The 21,853-nt window shown below is 58.5% G+C and carries 27 protein-coding genes and 2 pseudogenes; 11 read left to right on the forward strand and 18 right to left on the reverse strand.

Going from position 1 to position 21,853, the window contains the following annotated elements:
• Positions 1 to 421 precede the first annotated feature (421 nt).
• Both hfq and GNZ13_RS54290 read left to right on the forward strand, forming a co-directional pair.
• Positions 422 to 688 (forward strand): RNA chaperone Hfq, encoded by a 267-nt coding sequence (hfq, locus tag GNZ13_RS17675; protein ID WP_172166682.1) that lies wholly within the window; start codon positions 422 to 424, stop codon positions 686 to 688.
• Positions 689 to 1,063: 375 nt separating this feature from the next.
• Positions 1,064 to 1,212: pseudogene (locus GNZ13_RS54290) on the forward strand (IS21 family transposase); the annotation flags it as partial.
• Positions 1,213 to 1,218: 6 nt separating this feature from the next.
• Here the strand turns inward: GNZ13_RS54290 and GNZ13_RS17680 are convergent.
• From GNZ13_RS17680 to GNZ13_RS17695, 5 genes and pseudogenes are all read right to left on the reverse strand, one after another.
• The gene (locus GNZ13_RS17680; RefSeq protein ID WP_236002047.1) at positions 1,219 to 1,896 is read right to left on the reverse strand and encodes a DnaJ C-terminal domain-containing protein; all 678 of its coding nucleotides are present in this window, start codon (positions 1,894 to 1,896) and stop codon (positions 1,219 to 1,221) included.
• A gap of 147 nt (positions 1,897 to 2,043) precedes the next feature.
• A pseudogene (locus GNZ13_RS54295) lies at positions 2,044 to 2,235 on the reverse strand (DnaJ domain-containing protein); the annotation flags it as partial.
• A gap of 217 nt (positions 2,236 to 2,452) precedes the next feature.
• A complete protein-coding gene (locus GNZ13_RS17685) occupies positions 2,453 to 2,698 on the reverse strand; it encodes a hypothetical protein (protein WP_172166685.1) in 246 nt (81 codons plus the stop codon).
• A 153-nt stretch (positions 2,699 to 2,851) separates the two neighbouring features.
• Complete coding sequence (locus tag GNZ13_RS17690) at positions 2,852 to 3,100, reverse strand: hypothetical protein (protein ID WP_172166687.1); 249 nt, start codon at positions 3,098 to 3,100, stop codon at positions 2,852 to 2,854.
• Positions 3,101 to 3,814: 714 nt separating this feature from the next.
• Positions 3,815 to 4,390 carry a phasin family protein gene (locus tag GNZ13_RS17695; RefSeq protein ID WP_172166717.1) on the reverse strand — a complete coding sequence of 192 codons (576 nt, stop codon included), beginning with the start codon at positions 4,388 to 4,390 and terminating at the stop codon, positions 3,815 to 3,817.
• 795 nt (positions 4,391 to 5,185) lie between these two features.
• Here GNZ13_RS17695 and GNZ13_RS17700 point away from each other — a divergent pair.
• Together GNZ13_RS17700 and GNZ13_RS17705 are read left to right on the forward strand one after the other, a co-directional pair.
• Positions 5,186 to 5,926: a 3-ketoacyl-ACP reductase gene (locus GNZ13_RS17700; RefSeq protein ID WP_172166718.1), complete on the forward strand. Its 741-nt coding sequence runs from the start codon at positions 5,186 to 5,188 to the stop codon at positions 5,924 to 5,926.
• Positions 5,927 to 6,020: 94 nt separating this feature from the next.
• Positions 6,021 to 6,338 carry a hypothetical protein gene (locus GNZ13_RS17705; protein WP_172166673.1) on the forward strand — a complete coding sequence of 106 codons (318 nt, stop codon included), beginning with the start codon at positions 6,021 to 6,023 and terminating at the stop codon, positions 6,336 to 6,338.
• 379 nt (positions 6,339 to 6,717) lie between these two features.
• Here the strand turns inward: GNZ13_RS17705 and GNZ13_RS17715 are convergent, their stop codons facing one another.
• The 5 genes from GNZ13_RS17715 to GNZ13_RS17730 form a co-directional block, all read right to left on the reverse strand.
• Positions 6,718 to 6,927, reverse strand: a complete 210-nt coding sequence (locus tag GNZ13_RS17715) for a hypothetical protein (protein ID WP_172166720.1) — start codon at positions 6,925 to 6,927, stop codon at positions 6,718 to 6,720.
• Positions 6,928 to 7,349: 422 nt separating this feature from the next.
• On the reverse strand, positions 7,350 to 7,625 hold the full coding sequence (locus tag GNZ13_RS52375) for a hypothetical protein (RefSeq protein WP_328807244.1): 276 nt from the start codon (positions 7,623 to 7,625) through the stop codon (positions 7,350 to 7,352).
• 497 nt (positions 7,626 to 8,122) lie between these two features.
• Positions 8,123 to 8,326 carry a cold-shock protein gene (locus GNZ13_RS17720; protein ID WP_172166722.1) on the reverse strand — a complete coding sequence of 68 codons (204 nt, stop codon included), beginning with the start codon at positions 8,324 to 8,326 and terminating at the stop codon, positions 8,123 to 8,125.
• Positions 8,327 to 8,641: 315 nt separating this feature from the next.
• On the reverse strand, positions 8,642 to 8,851 hold the full coding sequence (locus GNZ13_RS17725; RefSeq protein WP_172166723.1) for a hypothetical protein: 210 nt from the start codon (positions 8,849 to 8,851) through the stop codon (positions 8,642 to 8,644).
• Positions 8,852 to 9,159: 308 nt separating this feature from the next.
• Positions 9,160 to 9,387: a hypothetical protein gene (locus tag GNZ13_RS17730; protein WP_172166725.1), complete on the reverse strand. Its 228-nt coding sequence runs from the start codon at positions 9,385 to 9,387 to the stop codon at positions 9,160 to 9,162.
• Between the two features lie 395 nt (positions 9,388 to 9,782).
• On the opposite strand from GNZ13_RS17730, the gene GNZ13_RS17735 reads away from it, so the two are divergent.
• Positions 9,783 to 10,343: a Uma2 family endonuclease gene (locus GNZ13_RS17735; protein WP_216674895.1), complete on the forward strand. Its 561-nt coding sequence runs from the start codon at positions 9,783 to 9,785 to the stop codon at positions 10,341 to 10,343.
• Positions 10,344 to 10,597: 254 nt separating this feature from the next.
• A complete protein-coding gene (locus GNZ13_RS17740) occupies positions 10,598 to 10,840 on the forward strand; it encodes a DUF2442 domain-containing protein (RefSeq protein WP_172166727.1) in 243 nt (80 codons plus the stop codon).
• Between the two features lie 378 nt (positions 10,841 to 11,218).
• On the opposite strand, the gene GNZ13_RS17745 is transcribed toward GNZ13_RS17740, so the two are convergent.
• The 4 genes from GNZ13_RS17745 to GNZ13_RS17760 all read right to left on the reverse strand — a co-directional run bounded on the left by GNZ13_RS17745 (position 11,219) and on the right by GNZ13_RS17760 (position 15,264).
• Positions 11,219 to 12,838: a hybrid sensor histidine kinase/response regulator gene (locus tag GNZ13_RS17745; RefSeq protein WP_328807245.1), complete on the reverse strand. Its 1,620-nt coding sequence runs from the start codon at positions 12,836 to 12,838 to the stop codon at positions 11,219 to 11,221.
• A gap of 486 nt (positions 12,839 to 13,324) precedes the next feature.
• Positions 13,325 to 13,609 (reverse strand): hypothetical protein, encoded by a 285-nt coding sequence (locus tag GNZ13_RS17750; RefSeq protein ID WP_172166729.1) that lies wholly within the window; start codon positions 13,607 to 13,609, stop codon positions 13,325 to 13,327.
• Between the two features lie 540 nt (positions 13,610 to 14,149).
• Complete coding sequence (locus GNZ13_RS17755; RefSeq protein ID WP_172166731.1) at positions 14,150 to 14,878, reverse strand: cytochrome c biogenesis CcdA family protein; 729 nt, start codon at positions 14,876 to 14,878, stop codon at positions 14,150 to 14,152.
• On the reverse strand, positions 14,878 to 15,264 hold the full coding sequence (locus tag GNZ13_RS17760) for a thioredoxin family protein (protein ID WP_172166733.1): 387 nt from the start codon (positions 15,262 to 15,264) through the stop codon (positions 14,878 to 14,880). Before GNZ13_RS17760 ends, GNZ13_RS17755 begins: the two co-directional genes overlap by 1 nt.
• 919 nt (positions 15,265 to 16,183) lie before the next feature.
• On the opposite strand from GNZ13_RS17760, the gene GNZ13_RS17765 reads away from it, so the two are divergent.
• From GNZ13_RS17765 to GNZ13_RS17780, 4 genes are all read left to right on the forward strand, one after another.
• Positions 16,184 to 16,369 carry a hypothetical protein gene (locus tag GNZ13_RS17765; protein ID WP_172166735.1) on the forward strand — a complete coding sequence of 62 codons (186 nt, stop codon included), beginning with the start codon at positions 16,184 to 16,186 and terminating at the stop codon, positions 16,367 to 16,369.
• A gap of 101 nt (positions 16,370 to 16,470) precedes the next feature.
• The gene (locus GNZ13_RS17770; RefSeq protein ID WP_172166737.1) at positions 16,471 to 17,142 is read left to right on the forward strand and encodes a hypothetical protein; all 672 of its coding nucleotides are present in this window, start codon (positions 16,471 to 16,473) and stop codon (positions 17,140 to 17,142) included.
• Between the two features lie 355 nt (positions 17,143 to 17,497).
• The gene (locus GNZ13_RS17775) at positions 17,498 to 17,662 is read left to right on the forward strand and encodes a hypothetical protein (protein ID WP_172166739.1); all 165 of its coding nucleotides are present in this window, start codon (positions 17,498 to 17,500) and stop codon (positions 17,660 to 17,662) included.
• A 96-nt stretch (positions 17,663 to 17,758) separates the two neighbouring features.
• On the forward strand, positions 17,759 to 18,091 hold the full coding sequence (locus tag GNZ13_RS17780) for a hypothetical protein (RefSeq protein ID WP_172166740.1): 333 nt from the start codon (positions 17,759 to 17,761) through the stop codon (positions 18,089 to 18,091).
• Between the two features lie 85 nt (positions 18,092 to 18,176).
• On the opposite strand, the gene GNZ13_RS17785 is transcribed toward GNZ13_RS17780, so the two are convergent.
• The 4 genes from GNZ13_RS17785 to GNZ13_RS17800 are packed head-to-tail and all read right to left on the reverse strand — an operon-like array spanning position 18,177 to position 21,381.
• Positions 18,177 to 18,437 (reverse strand): hypothetical protein, encoded by a 261-nt coding sequence (locus GNZ13_RS17785; protein WP_172166742.1) that lies wholly within the window; start codon positions 18,435 to 18,437, stop codon positions 18,177 to 18,179.
• A complete protein-coding gene (locus tag GNZ13_RS17790) occupies positions 18,430 to 19,179 on the reverse strand; it encodes a DNA/RNA non-specific endonuclease (RefSeq protein WP_172166744.1) in 750 nt (249 codons plus the stop codon). The genes GNZ13_RS17785 and GNZ13_RS17790 overlap by 8 nt, the downstream gene beginning before the upstream one ends.
• A 42-nt stretch (positions 19,180 to 19,221) precedes the next feature.
• Positions 19,222 to 20,334 (reverse strand): hypothetical protein, encoded by a 1,113-nt coding sequence (locus GNZ13_RS17795; RefSeq protein WP_172166746.1) that lies wholly within the window; start codon positions 20,332 to 20,334, stop codon positions 19,222 to 19,224.
• Between the two features lie 21 nt (positions 20,335 to 20,355).
• Positions 20,356 to 21,381 carry a hypothetical protein gene (locus tag GNZ13_RS17800; RefSeq protein ID WP_172166747.1) on the reverse strand — a complete coding sequence of 342 codons (1,026 nt, stop codon included), beginning with the start codon at positions 21,379 to 21,381 and terminating at the stop codon, positions 20,356 to 20,358.
• 108 nt (positions 21,382 to 21,489) lie between these two features.
• Between GNZ13_RS17800 and GNZ13_RS17805 the strand changes: the two genes are divergently transcribed.
• Positions 21,490 to 21,853, forward strand: a 364-nt coding sequence (locus GNZ13_RS17805) for a hypothetical protein (protein WP_216674897.1), incomplete at its 3' end; no start/stop codon positions are given.

Raw genomic sequence — 21,853 nt, forward strand, 5'->3', positions numbered from 1 at the left:
CACTCGCTACAGCGGTCCCCCTGTCCCACGCAGGTGCCACATCGCAGCCGGGGCAAAAGTGGCGGCCGAGAATGGAATCGTCGACCCGCCACGCGCTCCCACTCTTCGGACTGGCCGTGCCGACTGCGTGGCCATTTTCGCATGCGTAGAACTTTGGTTCACCTGCCTTGCTGCGCCCAACTGCGTCGTCGATGACGGCGTCACCGAACACGCCCCGCAACTGGGTCATGAATGCCGCCAGCTCCGGCATCAGGTGCAGGGCCGGTTTGCGAACACGGGTGTCCATGGCGCTAGCCATTGTGAAACCGGAGAGCCCGTGCCGGAGGGCGGCTAGCGGCCGACATCGCCAAAAACACCTCACTCTTTCACTGAAGGTGTAAGCGTACAATGTCCCGGAGCACGACCGGCGGCGGAGAACAACATGTCAAATCAAGCCTCAGTTCAAGACGAATTCCTGCAGACCCTGCTCAAGGGAAAGACCCCGGCAAGCGTTTACCTGATTAACGGAATCAGACTGAGCGGCCAGGTCGCGTCGTTCGACTCATACGTAGTTCTCCTGGAGTCCCCGTCCGGCCACCAGATGGTATTCAAGCACGCAATCTCTACGGTGATGCCCAGCACAGGGGAGCGGGCGCCACGGTCGCTTCCCAATGCGGAAGACAATCGGGCGAGAACCTCGCGCGCGTAGTGCACGGGTGCTACGCGTAAGTGTGGTCCCTCGTTAAGCGAATGAGGCACGCCCCAGGTATCCGACGCACGCTATTCCGGAGCAACAGCCCGTCGCGACACGGCATCCGCCTCAAGGGGGAGCCCGACAAGCTCAATGGGTTCGCCGGCCGCCTCCGATTGCAAATTTAGCGGCTTCAATGGATGTGTGCTTGGCGGTCACCGCGCTTGAGGCGATGGACGGTTAGCGAATTTTCGCACGGGGGCCCACGACCGACAGCGTGTGCCAGCGTCCGGGGCTGGCAGGGGATAGTCGTCCAGCTTCAGATGCTTGTGGCACATGTGCCCGTGTTGTCCATGACCTTGCCAAGAAAATGTCGGAATAAGTGTCGCAGGGCGTGGCGGGTATACGGGCGGCATCGGCCACCTCAAAACGTTTCTGGCGCCGCACAAGCACGCCGAGGCTTCGGTGCGGTTCGAAACCGCACTGGGCAATCAAACGCCCACGACTTCACGGTCATTCAACGCGGACGCGCGCCGCCGCTGGAACCCTCACTTAGCGGCAGCCGCGTTGAACATTGCCCGCAGTATTTCTTTGTGCTCGGACCTCAACCGGCGAGCACTGGCGGGCAAATCAATGACGACCTTAAATTTGAGGTCACCGTTTTCTCCGGTCTTCGAATTCTTCAACCCCGCTTTTTCCATCGTGATGATTTTCCCCGCTCGGGTCATTGGCGGCACGGCGACCTTGACGTTCGCGCCGAATAACTCGACCGGGACCGAGCCGCCCAGCATGGCTGTGACAAAGTCCACCGTAAGGTCCCGGGTCAGGGTAAGGCCGTGCAGCTTGTAGGTGCGATGTGCCTGGACCTTGATGCGGCAGAAAGCCGCACCCGGTGCACCCCCATTCAGACCAGGGCCTCCGGCGCCCTTAACACGCAGCACCGTTCCTTCGACGACACCGGGCGGGACAGTCACCCTTATCGTCTTCTCAGTCTTGACTACGCCCTTTCCGTTGCAGTTCGGACATCGTGTCTCGTCGACCGCGCCGTAGCCACTGCACGTTCTGCAGTTGCGCCCATGGCCGTTTTTGCCGTCGCCGCCGCATGACGGACACGCGAAACGACCGGCGAGCTTGCCGTTTCCGTCACAGGTCCCGCACGGCCTCGGTGCACGCATCGTTACGTCCAAAGCGCCGCCGAAAATTACCGTTTCGAGCGGGACCGTCATCTTGCATTCGATATCCGCACCTTGGACCGGCGGCGGTCCACGTCGCCTGTTCCATTGCGCCCGGACGGCCTCGTCAAAGGACGAGCCTGGCGACGCATTACCGGATGAGCTAGACCGGCGTGGTGAAATCTGGAGGTCGTAAAGCTCTCGCTTGCGCGGGTCGCTCAGCACGTCGTACGCGCTCCTGATTTGCTGGAACCGCGTTTTGGCGTCGTGCGGGTTGGCCGGGTTGCGGTCCGGGTGCCAGCGCATCGCCAATCGGCGGTACGCCTTCACGATATCGTCGGCAGACGCGGTGCTCGCAACGCCAAGCGTCTGATAATGCGTATCTGAGTTCAACGTTTAACTGCCAGTAACGGTCCCGCAGAGTATGCCGGCGCAATTGAATGCCCATTGTACGGAATGTCACTAGCGGTTCGGGAAATCGCCCCTGGGAACGCGACGCGCTCGTCAGCCGTTCGCTCGCCGGCGCGCCGTTCCAGGGTGGTGCCAGGTCGGGCTTAGTGGGCGGTGGAACGACCGGTGCTGGTCCAGGGGCCCCGAGTTGTAGCGTACTTCACGGATTGGGCTGCTCCCAAGGCAACTCAGCACCATGCGCACGAATCGCTGCAATCAGCTCTGCGGCAGTAATCTCGTAGCGTATTTCGCGATGAATGCCGGGCTTCCGTTGGTCGACGTCGATGAGCAGGACGGCCTTGCCGTCTGCCGCCGCTTCCAGTCGCAAGACGCGCACGTCTTGGCCGGTCGTGTCGTCTCGCTCAGTCATCAGAATCATCGTGCCTGTCGCACCGTTGATACGCATGAAACATCTCCCATTGCTTGCATTTCATCGGGGTTCGATTGCCCGGCCGAACATTCGTCGCGGCGTCGGCTGCACCCACCGGCCAAGTTGAGCTACGAAGCTGCCTGCGGCGGGACGTCGCAAACAGCGGATGAACCGGTAACGAGCTGCATGCTACAGATGCCTCGCTGTCGGATTTTCGCCTGACGTGCGGGACATGAGGATGTCAAACGCTTCGCGCGCGTCTTTCAGTTCTTGCATCGCGACTTCGAACGCCACGAGCTCCAGCGTCGACGGCTGTCCGTCTCCATCCGAAGCAAAGTGCGGTTGAAGAGCGGCCAGCGCAGCTTGAACTGCCCGAGCAGCATTCACCACTCGTTCCAGCGCAAGTGCTTCATCAGTTGGCTTCCTTACTGTGGGCATACGGCTCCTTGCGACAAAATAGCGCTACCGAAGGCGCCATTCCGGCCGTGCAAACCTCCAGCGACGAGAAAACGCATACCTGTATAAACACCCCGTAGTATGAGCACCGTTGCGGCTCGGCGCAGCCGCTCGGTCTGGGCGGAGCGAGCGGCGACGTCTAACCCAATCATACGGCACTTGCGTAAGCACGTATTGTTAGCTCCCGGTCTCAGGCGGGAACACGCGCCAGGTACCGTCATTGTGCCGGAAGAAAAAAAGCGCAACCGGGCCTTCAGGTCGCAGTGCCTCAACGCATACATAACGTCTCCCGTTAGAGGCTGTGCGACCGAATCGGGTTACCCGAACTGGTATCGCTGAAGTTGGCGTCAGCCATTTTTCAACCAAAAAACGCAAAGAGTTTTCTGCGGTGGTCATCCGCTTCTCCTTCAACCTCGTTGCCGTTGGTTCGGTCGTACCCCGTTGGACTTGGCACGACGAAGTTTCGGCCACAAGAGGTCTGGTCAATTAGCATCATTGGCAGTGGACGCAACCTAACGAAGCAACGGCGGCCACCCGCGCAACCATGCCCGCGAATTTCTGGCTCAGGCCACTGCTCCATGACGGCGTCCGAGGCGCGCTGGACGCCGCCCGTGTTCCAAAAGGCCGCGCGCAAAAAAAAGCGAGCAGGGGCTCGCTTGAAGAATTAGACGACGGTGGCCGACGTCAAAGCCGCGGTTACTCCTCAGCGGCGGCGACTGGTACGACGGCCTGTCGAGTCCGCTTAGCCGAGGCCGACGACGCAGCGCTAACATTGCTTTCGGCAATCTCAACCGCTTGCTTCGTAGCGTTTTTGGCAGCTTCATACGTCGTGCTGGCCGTTTCGCTGGCCGTCGTGATGAATGTCTTCCATGCTGCCACGGCGGTTTCGCTTCCGGCAGGTGCGTACTTCGCGAACTTGTCGACGAACTCTTGCGTCTCGCGATAGTACTGCTGGAACTGCGCTTCAGCCGCCGCCGCGAATTCACCTTGCGTGCTGGAGATGATTTCGTACACGTTACGGCCGTACGACTGCGCTTTGTCTGTCACGGACTGCGTATAGCTGGCCTGCAGAGCGAACAAGTCCTGTGGGTCTTTGACCGAAAGCGCCTTGGCCGTGATTTCCTGATTTTCGGTGAGCGTCGATTTGACTGCTTGCAGGTTCAGCTCAACCAGTTTTTCAATGCCGCCAAAAAATGTGTTCAGGAATCCAGATATTGTTTCGAAAACGACCTTCTGCGCTGCGAAAAGTTGTTCAGGGGCGAGACTGCTCATCACTAACTCCATAAGGGTGGACGTGGCGAGTCTCCGGAATACCGCCGAACGGCATCACAATCGACGAGCCACAAAGTAGGAACGTTGGTGCGGTGCAGCGGAATTCATTCTAGGACCGGGTGTGCGAATGTCAATCGTTTGCTGCGTCGCGGCGATGCGCGGCGTGTACCAGAGACGCTGAATGCTCCGCTGGTATTGACGCACAGCAGTGCTCCAGGGAAAACCCGACCAACGCTTAGGGCCTTGCCTGGAGGTCACGCATGCACATTTACCTGGGTGTGTGCAACGCCGCAAAAAAGGTTGCAGTCAGCCGGCCGAAGCCGTTGTGGAGCGCTGTCGAACTCGCCATGGGGCGCATCCAGCGGACCACCCGACCAAAAGCTGCGAGGTACTCACTCAATGAAGGCTAGGCACGCATAACGACAGGTGCTGCGTGAATAAAAAGCGACCGGCGCAATTGAAAAAACATGGCATTGGGCGACGATGCCATCAGACGAACAGGAACCACTGTCGTTGCATTGGCGTTCAAGCGAATAGGAATAGGACTACGCATTAAAAAGCGTAGACTGTGCCGAGCAGATGCAGCCTGACGCGAGGGGTATGCAGGACGCATCGATGCTTTTTTCGGGAGACGGATTGTTCTCTGCATAAAAGAATGGTGCAATCCAGGACGCGGGCGAATCGGTCCTATGGGCTGACCTGCAATTCATGAGCGGGACCGCCACGTTAATCGTTGACGCTTCATTTAAGAGCATTTTGTTTCATGAACGTAGCACAAAAGAGAGAGGGGGCAGCATGGCAAAGCGAATCGCGTATGTGACCGGCGGCATGGGTGGAATTGGAACAGCAATATGTCAGCGTCTGCATATGGATGGGCTAACCGTCGTGGCCGGATGCGGACCAAACTCGCCCCGACGGGAGCGATGGTTAGCCGAGCAGTCAGAGCTTGGATTCTCCTTCACCGCCTCGGAGGGCAACGTCGGGGACTGGGAGTCGACAGAGGCCGCCCTCGCGAAGGTGAAGAAAGAGGTCGGTGACGTTGACGTGCTGGTGAACAATGCCGGCATTACTCGAGACGGCGTGTTTCGCAAAATGTCGAGAGAGAACTGGAGCGATGTCATTGACACGAACCTGACGAGCCTTTTCAATGTGACCAAACAGGTCATTGAGGCTATGGTCAGCAAAGGGTGGGGCCGGGTAATCAACATCTCGTCCGTGAACGGACAGAAAGGGCAGTTCGGCCAAACCAACTACTCAACTGCCAAGGCGGGCATTCACGGCTTCACGATGTCGCTTGCTCAGGAAGTAGCGACAAAGGGCATCACAGTGAATACGGTTTCCCCCGGGTACATTGGGACGGATATGGTTCGTGCCGTACGTCCCGAAGTATTGGATGCAATCGTCCAGAGCATTCCGGTCCGGCGTCTCGGAGAGGCCACTGAGATTGCGTCAATCGTCTCGTGGCTTGCGAGTGATGAAGCGGCTTTCGCGACGGGGGCGGATTTCTCGCTGAACGGTGGCTTGCACATGGGCTAAGAATCGCCCCGGAGCGCGAAAGGCACGGCCCGAAGGCCCGGGGTTCTAGCGCCCACAACAAGGCGCTGGAGCAATTGGGTGATGTGCGCGGACGATGAAATTTCACGAAGGCGCAATGCAGGGTGGTTTCGACGTGCATCGGACATACGGCTACGAAGACTTCTCCATCGAGTTGGACGCCGAGACCACCGACGGAATTTGCGGCGGAAAGGTTCTTTCCATGCCGGTCGGATACGTCGTCGTCCGCATCTCATCGGGCGCAAGTCCTGCAACAATTCAGCCATTGCGCTTCGTTCGGAACAATGGGCGCCCGTTCGCTACCGAAGCCGAACCCTTGATGCGGGGCTACGGCGCCGCTCAGCGCATCATCGACGACATGATAGCGGCGAGCACACTGCGACCGACACGTTGAGAGCGCCTTCCATTTTTTGCAGAGCTCGCCTGCCACCGTAATTGTGCATTTTCACCAGCAATTGACTCGCATCCAGCCTGCCGCACGAGCCAACTCGCCCGAACTTTCTTCCGGCGGCTGGTCTGCGTTTCAACCGGAAAATGCGGGTCAGCGCCAAACGCCTGCAGAACTGCAAACTGGTCAAAGCCGGCCAGTTGGCCACTCGGTCTGATGCCGTTCACGAGGAACACGTTCACAGTGCGGTGGTCTTGTCCGTTATGAGCGTCTGCAGAAAGTCTGCCCTGTACGCACGTGCAGTCATGTTCTGAGGTCAATGCGATAGGTCCTTCGATTGTACCGGCGATACCTGAAGCCTCGAGCCAGTCCCCGAGGTGGTACGTTACAGCGAATCAACGGCTTGGAGTCGTGCTTGCGCAATCTCGCCGGGGTGGTGGCAATGGTATGCGTCGAACAGCTGCGAGCATAGCTGGGCAAGTGAAGCAAGGTCTACGGCCTGCTCTGCATGCTCGACTTCGCGCGCGTTGAGTACGTCATCGAGAACCGGGGCGAGACGGCGCAGTCGCACAAACGTGCTGGCGTCTAGTTTCATGTTGAACCTCCTGTGGCCAGACTGTGCAGTTCACCGAGTCGGCCAGCACCAAGGCGATGCTCACCCTCCGTATGCCTGGCTCGTTAAAAATGTCGTTTGCATGCAACGAGTTTCATGATGTCTCTACCCGGAAGGGGTGGCAATGCAGGACCGGCATAGGTCGGCACCCCAAGTCCACAAGGCAATGTCCTTATATTGACCTTTTAAACTGACTGTGTGCTGACCGGCAGATTACGATTCTGTCATCTGCGCCTCCACGGTCACTCCTCGATGCGACTCGCGGCTACCCGCATCGCTGCGAAAAAGTGAATGGTTAGCCTTAGTTAGTGACCAAGAGCGAGAGCTAGACCTGGCGGTGCGCGTACCCGCTTTTAAGTAGGAGACTGTGTCCTGAAATTCAGGGGGGCGCTCTACCCGTAACCTCAGCTAAACGTGGCCATCGATTCTTCAATGCGCCCGAAGCCGCGGTTCTGACGACCGAAGAGCGTCTCAGGGTCGGCACGGTCCTCTACCGGTGTTTCGCTGAGTTCGCGGAATGTCGTGACAAGGCTATGCCATGAAGCGGCCCACCTTGTCTCCCTTAAGCGGACACCAGTGGTGTCGGTAATTCGCAAGACACCAGTGTCAGGGAAGAATGTGAGCGTGACGGCTATGCCGTCTATGACGCAAGTTGCAGTGCACGATTTCGTTGCCAGCACGTTTGCCTCCAGTGAGATGTAGTCTGAACGCCGCTCGAGTGACGGGCTGGCACAACGACGCAATGAGTGTGCCTATGACCGCACCAGTCGCCCGTCTCGCTTGTGACACAAGGGCTTCATTGCGTTGCACCGGCGGGACCCGGTAAGCGGAGGGTGGAAAGGATGCCGCAGTGTTGGGTCCCGGCTAACACCATGAATCATGGTTGCCGACGCGAAGCCAACACTTGCAATTCGCCTGTGTTGCCAGGCGTGCAAAACATCGATATCCGTTCGCCGCAGCGCAAATGTGGCAGAGCTGGTCGCCGCTGCACAGCGTCCAGACGCTGCATTGAATGTTCGTTGAACTCCAACGCGGGAGACCTATAACAGAGTGTGATGTGCGGACCCGTCGCGGTCCCTCGACGGGAAGTCTGACTTTCATCCTGAAGACGACCGAGCACAAATGGACGATGCCCGGCGAACCGGGCATCGTGTGCTGCAGTGATGCAGATTTTCTCTTAGACTGGCGTGATGTTTGCGGCCTGCTTGCCTTTCGGGCCCATTTTCACGTCGAAGCTGACCTTCTGGTTTTCCTGCAATGACTTGAAACCCTCTGCCCTGATTTCCGAGAAGTGAGCGAACAAGTCCGCACCACCATTGTCCGGCGTGATAAAGCCGAAGCCTTTCGCGTCGTTGAACCACTTTACTGTACCTGTATCCATCATTCAATCCAACAAAGTGTAAAGAGCGCACCGAATTCCGTACGCCTGAATCTTGTACATATTGCAACAGCGGAAGTTACTGCCCGGCGCTCAACCACAGTGTTGAAACCGCTATCCAAGACTCCGACACCGAATTTGTATCCGATTGCGAAGTACGGGTCAATTCGGGTGGCGGTCTCGAATGTGAGGTGCAACACCTTGTCTCGTATAAAGTGTCGCGATGCAAGAAAAGACGCACTATCAGCACGCCCGATGATTCAGGACTGCGTTCCCGTTGTTTGGCAAGCCGTGTGGGGTTTGTCCAGACAAAGTATGTTACTGCGACTCGAGAGCGTCGAGTCGCGCTTGCGCAATCTCGCCCGGGTGTTCGCAGTGGTACGCGTCGAACAACTGTGAGCACAGCTCAGCAAGTGAAGTGAGGTCCACGGCCTGGTCTGCGTGCTCGACCTCTCCTGCGTTGAGTACGTCATCGAGAACCGGAGCGAGACGGCGCAGTCGCACAAACATGGCGGCGTCTAGTTTCATGTTGGACCTCCTGTGGCCAGACGGCGGAGCACACCCTGAGTCGACCAGCCCCAAAGCGATGTTTCTCCTTCATTTGCCTGGCTCGTTGAATATGGCGGTTGTCGCTGCAACGAATTTCGTGGTGTCTTTCACCGGAATGCGGGCACACGATGCAGGACCGGCATGGGCCGACAGCGCGCTAGTCCGCAAGGCCGTGTCCCAATCCTACGCTCTATCAGCTTTCCTGGCGCTAACACGCCGGTTACGGTTCCTGCTGCCTGGCGCGCCGATGTGAACTGGCCTCAGCCAACGCCCTCGCACGCACACTTCTAGTGCAGCCGAGAGCCTGTTTCGGGACGGGGCAGGAGGTAGATTTCCGCCGACGAGCGGCGCGTCTCGTCGCGACGGATGTCTTTCGGTGAGGCCGACTCAGCGGCGGCTTCCTCCGCCGCCAGGCGCATCGTGTTGCGGGTGGCGACCGCTCGGAGCGTCCTGCATTCATGGGCACGCTTGATATCGGACAGCAATCGTACGAGATGTCGCGTCGTGGTTCTCATCTCTTCCTCCCGCCGCAGTGCACAACAGACTTAAGAAACTACTTGAACCTTAGACTGTGAAGGGCTGCCTCGCAAGGAGATGGACGATTTCACCGCAAACGTTCATGAAAATAGCAACAGCACGGCAACACCCATGCCCGGACGGGGGCAACCCAGCGGCAGAGGTCATATTTTGGCTTCGTCGGGATGTGGCTGACCCATCAGGCAAAGGCGAGCCGGATTCGTCGCCTGTCCGAAAACGAACGTGGGTCGGTTCGCCGCAATCCCGCATGAACAAAACAGACTGGTGCCGGCGTCGGCCGTGAAAGCCGCGTAAATGATGCAGTGCACACATACATAATTGTTAAATCGGGGCGAGAGGGTATACGCTTAAGCACCTTCCCTGCGAGAAGCTCATGGACGTGTCTCCTCTTCTGGACTGCAACGGATTGCTTGCTTTATGGCGCCACATGGCTGCGACGGTGGGGTCTGACCGAACAGACTGGTGCGAGCTGGATGAGCACGGTGAAGTGGTGACAAATCCACGCCCGTCGGCGCGGCGCCAGATAGCGCTCACGGACGTCTACTGTGACATCACCGGACAGATTGGACATCTTGCGGCCATGTCGGTCGCCGTAACGACACGGTCATTTGGCATCAGGGTCCCCGATGTGGTCTGGATGCCGTGCGAACGATGGGAAAGTTTCGACCGCGACGAGCCGGTGCCATTCGTGCCCGACCTGTGCGTTGAGGTCCTTCTTGATAGCGACAGGGCGCAAGATATCGGCCGGAGGGTCAATGCCTATCTGGAAGGCGGCGCCCGCGAAGTCATGGTCGTTGGCCAGCACGGACAGGTTGAAATCTGTGGAACGACGGGTCGACGCCGAGCTTCAATCTTCGGCGTGACACTATCGCTTGACCGCGTGTATTTCGAAGAAAGTGACGTGTCCTCCATTCTCAGCGTTGTTCGTTGTTGAGAACCCGTCATTCACACGAGCTCCACACAGGGTGAACGTCACCTGTAGTTCAATACGGCGAGTTGTTCGTTTGAATACTTCGCGCAACCATCGTTCGACAAAGCCTTGGGGCCGGGCGTGAAATTGGCCGCTGGTGGAGCCAGCGAACGGGCTGTTCCGTTCCAGCGCTGGCGCGGGCCTTCTTTCCGGCATTCTTTCTTGAACGCCGCTCTGCCGCGGCCTATCTTTAAGCTGATTCACTTCAGGAGATGACCATGAACCGCGCTGCAGTGGACGTGCATTTTGACCGCGTGCACATGTTCATCGACATGTCCGACGGTCCCGCCGTTCAATTTCCACTGGACTGGTTTCCCGTGTTGCAGGCCGCCACGGCAGCCGAGCGCGAACACTTTGCCATCTCTCTAGACCATGAGCTGATAATCTGGCCTGAAATAGATGAAGACGTGAACGTTCCAGCGTTGCTTTCATATCGGCCCGAGAACGCGGGTCGCAAGTGATTCGCTGTTGAGCGTATTCTGCCTGGACCTGCGGCGTACGCGTGAGCGTTCCGATATCACGGCTGTCGGGCGATTCGTCACACTCCGCATACACACACGGCTCGGGCATCAATACCGTGAGAGTGACTGTCGCGCAGGTCTAGCCAAAACATCCGTGTCCGTTCGGCGGCGTCAAGCTGACGCGTGCGCGTCATACGATTACGTGCTGCGAGTCAGAGGCTCTTCCGGCCTGCCTCCTTGCGCATTCCAAGCGCCAGGTAAACAACTGGATATGACTGGCAGGTGGTGAGGGCGTTTCTGCCCGTTTGGGCCTGTGCACCCTCCAAGTTCAGCCGATTTCTTGTAGCACTGAAACTCGCGACAAAGGGCGCGCCGACGTTAGACAATTCCCCGCAACGTGCCGTCGGCACGATTCGCCAGGATGTACTGCAGCTTATCGAGCGAAAGGGGCTTGGTCAGATGAAAATCGAAACCGGCCGCCAAAGCCCTCGATTTGTCGGATTCGGATGCATAGCCCGTAAGGGCCACGAGCACGATGCCGTCGAGTGCTCGTTCAAGTCGAACTGCGCGTGCGACTTCGAAGCCGTCCATTTCCGGCATCCCCACATCGATGATTGCAACTTCTGGGTGCTTTTCAGACATCAGCCGTATGGCATCGCGCCCGTTGTTCGACGTTGTTACTTCGTGACCTTCAAGCTCGAGCAAAACGCTCAGCGCCTTGAGCGCATCCTGATTGTCGTCAACGAGCAGCAGCCGCGTCGGCTCGGGAGTCGCGCTGTGCACCTTGGGGGCAGCTACGTCTGTATCCGCTTCCATTCGGAGTATTGGCAAACGAAGCGTCACAACCGTGCCTTTGCCCGAGCCTTCACTCCTGATTGAGATTGTTCCATGGTGAAGTTCGACCATCCGCTTTGCCACCGCGAGCCCTATTCCCAAGCCTCCTTCGGAACGCGTCTGGCCGCGGGCAGACTGCGCGAATAACTCGAAGACGTGCGGCCGGACCGCGCTATCGATGCCCATGCCGTTATCAGTGACGTCAATCACAATCAGCCCGGGTGCTTCTTCGCGCGAGTTGTTTGGCTCGACGCGAACGTTGAGTTCGATGGTGCCTCCGACAGGTGTGTATTTCGCTGCGTTCGAAAGGAGGTTGCCTAGCACCTGGCTCAGGCGCACATGGTCAGCACGCACGGGGATGGGCTCGTCCAGCCCGGTGATTTTGAGTGTGTGCCTGCGGGATGCGATGTGATGTCTGATGGCTGTCACGGCATCAAACGCAATGTCGCTGAGTGACGTGTCGCTGTGCTTGATAGCGAGCTTGCCATGTTTCAGACGGGCGGCGTCGAGCAGGTCATCGACCAGCGTGCGCAGATGCCTCATCTGGCGCTGCGCGATAGTCAGCACTTCGACGGCTCTTTCGTCGTCAGCGCAAAGTCGTTTTGCTGCACTTATGGCGCCATCGATTGGCGTCATCGGATTTCGCAACTCGTGGCTGAGCATCGCGATGAATTCGTTGTGCCGCCGGTCGCTCTCTTCACCGCTGTCGCGCGCATTGACGATGGTCAACGCCGAGCCGGCGAAAACGGCGAGGTTTGAGAGCAGTCTGACGTCTTCGAGGTCAAATCTCCAATCCTCTCTGTGTGACATCACCCATATCGCTCCTAGCTCCGCATTCTCAGCCGTGATTGGAACGACTATTCCTTCCGGTACGTCGACTCCCGGAAACGCAAGGCAAGGGAACTGAGCCTGCGGGTTGACGAATAGTTGCGGTGTCCCCGCCTCCAGGGTTACAGCGCACGGGCACTCGTCCCATGCGGTCGTATGGCCGCGCAGGCCAGCGCAGAGCCCGGCAACTGCAAGCCACCTGAAGACCCGATTGTCATCTGGTCCTTCGACAAGACTGATGCCAGCGCTACCAGCATGGCAAAGTGCCAGAGCCGTGTCCGCGATGGCTTGCAGAAATTCGGAGCGCGGACCGGCCTGAGCTCGGGAGAGTGCCACAAGCGCTCGGTTCTCGGCCGCATAATCTGCGGCACGGACCGGCCTGCGGGCGAGCTCATCCGTTTGACTGGGCGCGCGATTGCTTTCTATGGCTGACAAAGCGACTGGAGAAATAGAGAAAGTTCGAAGGTCGGGATGCCGGGATGCTGCTAGCTCGACAGACGGCCGCCAGAGCAACGTTGTTCACAGCGGCGAATTTCACATTACGGGAGGGGCGGCACAAAGTCAACGAGGGTTCGTACCTGCTTGCCTGCTGGCAAAGACGGCCTCGCTCCACAAAGGGTAGCGCCTCGAAATTGCTCGTGGCCCATCGTCCTCGAGCTGCAAGCGGCGCTAAATTTTAGAAGGCATGTAGTGCATAAAGCCATTCGTTCAATATGTCTTTAACATCCTCTTCTATTGAACAGTCTCTTTGACATATAAGCCACGGAAGGTACCCGCGCTTCATCAGACTGAGTGACGCCTGATGCGAAGCGCGGGTGCAGTTCACTGTCCGGTTTTCGCCGGACTCATGGCGTCATCGGGCGACATCGAGTGCATATCGGTTTCGTGCGGGTCATTTTTTTTCATTGCATTTCCCGGCATCGTATCCAGCGGACTCGTGACGGGGTCCCCGTGGTACGTCATTCCTGCCGTTGCCGCACCGTGGGCATTGCCCGCACCGATTCCGCCCTGTCCATTTCCTCCACCTTGTGCGAACGTCGTACTACACACAACGACTGAAATAGCAGCGGTACAACCAAGCATGAGTTTTAGCGTTAGCTTGCGCATGACATTTCTCCCGGCGAGCTCGGCAGGAATTGGGGTCGCTGCGAGCTTACGTAAGCCGCTGATGACAGCCTGGTAGCGCAGCGGCAGAGCGCAGCCAGCTGATTGAGCTGGCAGATGCCGGACTTGCGTGGCATCAGGACTCAAGCATGTGGTTTGGTCGTGGTTGGGTGCTGAAAATGACAGAGGCGGCAGTGGGTGTGTGCTCCTGGTCGTGCCGAAGTCGCATTCGTTTACATCGCCTGACTGCCTACAGTCACGGTCCCGCCGACGGCAAAGGCGTTGGATATTGCCGTCGACCACGCTGCAGCCGAAAAAATCATCTTGCATTTCATAATTGGTCTCATGAAAACGCAGCGCACAATTGCCCTGCCCTAACCGCATATACGGGAGACACAGGCTATTGGATTCAAATTGGGACATGCTGGCGAAAATGAAGTGATATTGCGATGGCGCAACGGAAGCCCGGATGTTCTGCGGTATCGGAGCCCGTTGGGGAGGCCATTGCACGGCCACCGATGCCGATAACCGCGTTTGTCAGGTTCAAAGGGACGTTGTGAAGTCCGTCAGCCACGCGGGGCTTGCAGACAGCAGCGCTGTCTCCAGCGTCTTGTCCAGCCCCGTAAGCACGAGCATGCCGATGGCGATGAACACCGCTCCGAGGATGGTTGTCCCTGCCGTTCCCACTGGGCCAAGTCGGCGTCGCAGCTTCTGCGTCGAGGTCCGGGAAAGGGAACCGAGAATCGCCAGCGGAAGGCTGGCTCCGATGCCAAATATGCCCATCAACAGTGCGATACTGCCGAGACTCCTGCTTTGCGCGGCGAGTGTGGTTGCCGCGCCCAATGTGGGGCCGACGCAGGGACTCCAGACGGCTCCCAGAAGCAGTCCGACCGCGAACTGGCCTGACAGGGTGTCGCCTCGTATCCTGCTCAACCAGTTCTGACCCGGGCCACCGATTCCAGCGGCCGCGCGGTTGAAAATGGCCTGCAATCGGTGGGAAAACATCGCAAGCCCAAACAAAATCATCAGCACGGCGGCCAGGCGACGAAAGAGTTCACTATCCACACCCAGCGACGCGCCGACGCTGGCCACGAAAATCCCGATGACCGAGAACGACACGCCTAATCCAGCTGAGAGTGCAACAACCCCCAGCCGATGTGCCGCCAATGCCGACGCAACGAGTATGGGAACGAGCGCGAGCACGCACGGTGACAACGTCGTCAGGGCTCCGGCCAGGAACCCGAGCACGTACGTACCCGGCGTGAAATCCATTACAGGGCTTTGGCGAACGTGTTCTTGATATCCTGTTCGCGCGTCTGCCCCGTTGAGCGCGCGACCTCGTGGCCACCCTTGAAAACAACGAATGTCGACTGTTGGGTCACTTTCATCGCCCGCTTCAAAGCAACTTCCTTGTCGTAGTCGGCCACGAAAATGGTCACGTCTTTCATTTCCGGGCGCGCTGCCAGACGGTCCACAATGGGCTGTTGGACCTTGCAGGTGGGGCACCAGGTCGCATGGAAGTAGACGATGTTTGGCTTCCCGTCAGCGTTCAACCTGTCGAACTGGGCCTGGTTGAAAGCCTGTTCGCCAGCGAAAGCGGTACCGACGGCCAGAAACAGGCTCGAAGCGAGCAGATATCTGCAAATAACTTTCAGCATTGCGGTCTACCCATTGAGAAGCGCAGCCTTATTGTTAGACGTTCAAGCTACGAAATGATTGCACCTGTCGCGTTGCTTGAGCCAGCAAGGCTCAGGTCGCTGTGCTGATTGTGACGCGCGGACCAGCTTTGTCTCGGTTGTATGGGCGGTGGTGTTTGCGACCGGTACAGCTGGCGCTGCCCCTAGCTTCCGCCCCTGACACGCTACGCTCCTTTTTCAACCCATCTTGAGCCCGCCCTTTGACGGCCATTAAGCCGGCGCCCGCTCGAAACTCGAAGACGCTTTAAAAAATTGGCGCGTTATGAGCCCTGCAATAATCGGATGAAACTCAACGACTCACTCCGACCCACCGTGGCTTAGACGAGGGTCGCGTGAACGCCACGAGGTCCTCGTTCCGTAAGGGTTTCAGCGACATTTTTGTTACCTGACTTAAGCGTACCGTTTTCTCAGTAGCAGGTTGAAATCCGTCAAACGCTGGCCTATCGTTTATTGACAAATAAATAGAAGTACTGCTCACCTCATCGTGGGCCTGCTTGGTGTCCGGGGCGGTGTAGTTAACCAAGACTAAGCGGCGACTATGGACACTTGCTTCCAGCACATACTCTCGATACCCCGTCAGTAGCGCCTTGGTGCGCCCTCTCCGGCGTGCGCGTGCGCTTGTCTCTGTCGATAACGAAACACAGAGGCCGGGTGACTGCGTTCGCTCGCTTCTCGGTCCATCCGGAGATGGACGTGGCATAGTGGCGCGCCATGCGAAGCTCATCAATTCGCCCAAATAGCAGTTTTGCAACATCTCCGGCCAACTTGCTGCGCCACTGCCCTCCGGCATCGCGTCGGCCGTTGTCTGCCATTTCTTACCACCGTCCCACGCGGTACCGGCGCCCCGCCTAAAAACAGCTTTGGCATGTTGGAGGTCGACATGAAAGACCTGATTCCGCTCCTTAAGAGAATTTTCCAGACGTCTGCAATCGTCACAAATCCGACCACGCCGCAGTGCGGAATTGTGACGAACGCAGAGCTCGTCGATAGCAACAGCGGCATTACCACATCGGTGGCGCCGCCGGTGTTGCCCCTGTGGCCCACTGACCCTACTAAGACTAACTGAACCAACCGGGGGGCTGCCCTGTGCGCTGCCAACTTCATCATCCGGAGTGCAACGCGGCAGGACGTCGCAGCCCTCGACGACTACAGATGGAGGTATCGAAAATGACTACTCAGCTTGCTTCGCCTTCACATACCGGCGCTTTTCGAGTAGGCGCGCGGTCCGTTGCCGCCGCGCTGTTTTCACTCGCACCGCTGTTCGCACAAGGAGCGGCGACCACAGACCAGTTCACTTCGAGCGGCACCGGGGTCCAAGTGTCTGGGGTGATTTCCGACAACTGCAGGTCGGGCAGCATGTTTCTGAATTCTTCTGCTGGGGCGACGCATGCCCCTACAAATTCGCCTCCCACGCAGCAGTCCGCCTTTGCCTTCGTGGTGGTATTTGGCTTCAATTCCTGCACCCACACCTTCTTTAGCACTGCCGGCTTCAGTAGCGTTAACATCCAATTTGCCGCCCAAGACGGAAATGGCACCCAGGTACCCAAATCGGTCACCGTGTCGGGCAACGTGCCCACGTTCGACGGGGCCGACACCATTAGCTTCCAGGTCACCGTGAACGCAGTTGGGCTTCCCTTCCAAGACTCGATTACCGAGCAGATGACGGTTCCAATTTCGTCTACCAATTCGGTGTCAGTGAACCGTCACAGCGACGGAAATTCCAGTTCGGCTACTGGTTCCGTCAGTGTCTCCACGCAAATTCTCGGGCCGCTACCGATTTCGACCGTATTTGGTTCTGTACAAGACAATAGAGCCGCGTCGGTATCCATCACACACTGAGAGAATCCCATACCCTGACCTTCGAACCTGTCGTTGGGGCCAGCCGATGCTCATTCTGGGCTCGTTGCTGGCCTAGCCACACGTCGCCTAACCGTATCAAAGGGTGGGATTTTGTCTATTACTTGGCCCAGAGGTACCACCCACTGACAAATTTGGCTTGTTGGAAATAAATGGTGGCCGATGGAATGCTCTTGGCCACGCCGGAACCTTAGCGCGCCGACTCTGGCTACCATCCTCATGAGGGGCAATCATGCTGACATCAGGGAAGCATCACGCATTGGTGGGCCCCATCTTGGTGCTTGCGCTTATCGCACAGGTAGTCACGCCACGGATTGGCAGGTCGCAGGTTGCCCGCATGGAGATTTTGCCGTTCGAGGCGATTACCTTCTCCGACGACGCCTTTCTCGCGGGCAGTAAAGACGGCAAACGTGCGACCATTGCCGGCGAGCTGCGCCTGCCGAAAGCGGGCACCGATAAGTTTCCGGCAGTCATCCTGCTGCACGGCTCGAGCAAGGGGTAACTCCGTCATAATGCCAGGGCCCATACGAAACACCCTACCGTTGCGAGGAACCCGATGAGCCATGCAATGCCAGACCCTCGTCGACGGAACGTCTTCTTGGACTCGTGCGCCTTCGACCCGAAGAACGAACCGGAAGCCGGGGCCTCACTGGAAATATTCGAGAGCAGCAGGAACGACCGCATAGGGGCGCTGACCATCGCTCATTCCACCCTGAAAGAGGTAGAGCACCCGAACACACCCGATTGGGTCAAGCGCGAGAGCCTAGCGATGATTCGCTCTCTTGAAGTCGGCCTCACGCCTCAGGAGCGAAAGAATCAGGAGCAGATACTGGATGTTCTCGCCGGAAACGGGGGGCGAGACAAGATGCGCCAGGATGCCACGCATGTATTCGAGGCATCGAAGTACGGCGGCGCCGAGTCGACGACCTGAGCGCAGTTGTCAGTTGCCCTGTGGAGCAGCGACCTGCTGGCACCCGTGCCCAGATGACGAGCGCGGGAAGTGTTTCAACAGCCTGCTAGACAAAAGGGTTATCGACAGTACTGGTCGGAGCCGGCGGCTCGTCGGCGACGCGCTCTGGCAATGACGTGTCTCTCTGCAGAACATCGACGACGCTCGCGATGGCCTGCTGCAGCGCGAGTGCTGCCTTCAGTCCAACCCTGTCGCGGGTGAGTTCCAGTGTGCCGGATATGACGATGCGTACCGGGTCGTTGGTTACGGTCAGCGCGTCACCCTGGATGTTCAGGACATCCGTATCGTTCGCAAATGCCTTAAACACCTTTCAGCCCTCCAATTCGTTTGTCCTTCAGAGACTCCGGGATGCCGGGGAAACGCAGACCGCTCGACGCTTCCAGCTCGTGTACGGTCTTCACGTCGTACCGGTTGGTGGCTTCATTGTCAACTACAATGGCAAACGCGAGTTGCTGCGACGGAACGTACACGACCTTGAACAGTTGAGTCGGCACGAACACACCCGTGTCGCCGATAGTTCGCAGTTGACGGCCGGTGAACATAGGACCGGTGACAACATAGGTGTCACCAGCATTGGCAGCAATGCGGCGAACCGCCTCTTCGATATGAGCCCATAAGCGCCGGTTATTCGTCGGATTCTGCGGGACGACGTTTGCGAGCGTGAACGATTCCGCCATGGCTTCGTCGTCCCACCGGTCGCCTGCGGGGCTCATATGCCCGCGGTCATAGCCGCTCTTTCGGTAGTCGGCGAGCCTTGCACCTTCGCCCTGAGGCAGGGCAGGCTCCTGGTAAAACTTGTTGGTGCGGACCTCGTCTTTCGCTGCGCTCAGATGGGCGCGCGTCAAGTGTTCGGCTGACCACAGCGGCCCGTGCGTGACGCCAGAGTGAAGGACCTCGAAATCCGAGTAACACAACGCCCTGGTCTTTACCGCCAACTTCGCGTTCGCGAGAATGGGAGGTTGCCCGCTGGGACTGAACTGCGGACATGCCGGGCCAGCGGAAGCATGCATCGCCACTGCGGCCAGCAGAACAGCTAAGAGTTTTTTCATTCGCATTGTGAATATGCAGGTTAGTACACCGCCCGCACGTCTTCAGCTTCGAAGCTCGAGCTTGTAGAAGAAGTTCTCGATGGCATAGCGGTGTCGATTGAATGAGTCAAGGTCCCTGACGCGATTTTTCAGGTACACGTAGTGACGGCACTCTTTGGCCTTGCTCAGGCGGTCAATGCCTTGCATCGCCGCACTGAATTCGGCCAAAGATAACGGCCTGGGCATGGTCAGCTTGTCCACGTCAGGCAAGGCGGTCGCGTCCGTTTGGCGTGTGTCAGGCCACGCCGGGGTGATAAGCAGCCCCTCGGGCAAAATCTCGATGGTAAAAAGGAACTCGACCTTGCCGGTTTGCTCGTTTGCCCAGCACGGCGGGGAGTCGCGCCCGCCGCGCGCATCCAGCCGCGCCTTCAAGAAGGCGACCTGTCCCCGCAAATCCGCGTTTTCCTTTTTTAGAGTTCCAGGCATTAGCGGGTTCTGCCCTGTTTCTCGCTCAAGCTTGCTCGCTGCGACGAGTTCCTTGGCTAGCTGCGCTTCCTGCCCTGGGATGTACGTTTCGTTGAGTTGTTCGCGTAACTGCTGCTGAATCTGGCCTTTCAAGGCAACGCCGGCGAGCGCTTCTGTCGTGACATCCCGCGGGGTCGCGGGGCGCGTGGGGCCGCTCGCCGCCGTAACGGCGCTCGCCGGTTGCCCCGATTCGTCCTCCGACTTCAGCTGCTTCTCCAGTTTGGCCTTGAGCGCCAGCGCATCAGTGACTTCCTTTTGAATCGTGTCGCTTGCCCCCGCGCCTGTGCGCGCCGCATCGAGCATATTCTTTACCTCGGTCAGGGCGCTGAGGTGCGCATCGAGGTCGTCGACGCGTTTCTTGAGCGCATTGCGTTCTTGCACTAGCTTCGACTGTGAAACGAGCGACGAAATGATTTCATCGGGCTTTGCTCCCTTTTCTGATAACATTTTTGCTAGTTGCGCACGTGCCGTCTCTAGTAGCTCACGTTCGGCTGTGAGGTTGCCAGCCACGAGCAGCGCTTGCTCGAACTGCCGCGCACGTTCGTCAGCCTGATAGAGCATCCGTCCCAGCAGCAGAAGCAGCAGGAAGGTCAGCGTGAACGCAATCTCAGTCAGAGAGAGCTGAAAAATCTGGTCGTTGGTTCGGCGCACATCGGACTCCATTCCCAAGAGTTACGCACGTGGGAGTTCGTCCACCGGCGGATAGGTGGCTGGCGCAGGCTCCGGACTCCACGCTCGGGCTTGATGGGTCGAACCGTTGCCATGCTGGACCTGACCAAGACCGGAAGGGGTGAGCGGAGCAAGCACTTGCCCATTGGAGGGATTCGTCGGGAACGCCGCGCGGTTCAGGGTGTAGCTGCGCAGCTCGCGCACCAACGTGGCTAAGTGCTCCGTCGCCGCGTGAACGGCCTCTCTTAACCCCGGTAGCTCATGCATCGCTGCATCGAGTCGCTGTGCCGTATGTTGCGTGGTGGTGTGAGTTTGCTCGGCTGCCACATGGGCGTCGGCCACGCGTTGCGAAAGCGCAAGCATGCCGTGAGAGTTTTGGCCAACAGCGGCCGCGACTTCGCCAATGGCACTGGTAAGTCCTTGCAACTCTTGGGTCACCTGGCCTAGAGCCGCTGCCTGTGCGGCAGCTTCGGTGGATACCGATGCCAGTGTCTTCTGCTGTGTCTCAAGACCTGCAACGGCAGTCTTGACTCCCTCACTGAGCGACTGGAATGTTGGCACGACGTTCGCCAGGCTTGCGGTCTGCGTCGTGAAAGCGTGTGCGGATGCCGCCAGAACTTCCCGCTGCGAACGCACGTTGTCGTTAAGCACGCCGAGGCCGTCCTGAGTTGCCCGCAGCGTCCCGGTGAGAACGCTCAGAGTATCGAGCTGCGCTTGCGAGCCGGCGAGCAATGCATCTTGACTGGCGGCGAGTTGAATAACACGCTCCAGCATGCCGTCGACGTCGCTGCTACGGGAGCGCATCGCTGCGGCTGCAATCCGCAACGAGTCGACGGATTGCAGCATTTCCCCCGCCGCCGCGCGGACTGTTGTCGCAATGTCGTTCGTGCCCTGGCTGAGCTGCGCCAGCGGTTCAGTGAGCTTGCTCGCGAAATAGTCGTCCGGAAATGTGGTTTGCTCGAGCCGCCGAGTCACCGCGTCAGCGAACTGGTTCACCCTGCCTTCGACACTCAGGAGATTTTGCTTCATCCCGTTCGAGTAGCCATCGACGGAATGCGATAACCTCCGACTGACGGACTGGTCGAAATCATCCATCGCCAGCAGGAAGAGATGGGGCATCTGAAAGACGAAGTCGCGGTGCTCAAAGGCGAAAAGATGCGTCCGACGTTCAAGCCGAGCCGCATGAACGAGGATGCCGGAAACGCCGCCGAGCCGGATCGAACGCAGAATGGGAAACCGGCCAAACGACCCGGATCAGAGAAGAAAAGCAAGACGTCGCAACTGAAGATCGATCGTGACGAAGTGATCGAACCGGCAGAGCCGATCCCGCCGGGCTCCCGATTCAAGGGCTATCGTGATTTCGTGGTCCAGGATCTAGTGATCGAATCACGCAATACGCGATATCGGCTGGCACGCTGGGAGACGCCAGACGGCCAGACCCTGATCGGGCAACTTCCGCAGGCAGTCCACGGAGGGCATTTCGGCCCGACGCTGGCGAGCT

The organism is Paraburkholderia elongata (assembly GCF_013177735.1).
GTDB classification, from domain to species: Bacteria; Pseudomonadota; Gammaproteobacteria; order Burkholderiales; family Burkholderiaceae; genus Paraburkholderia; species Paraburkholderia elongata.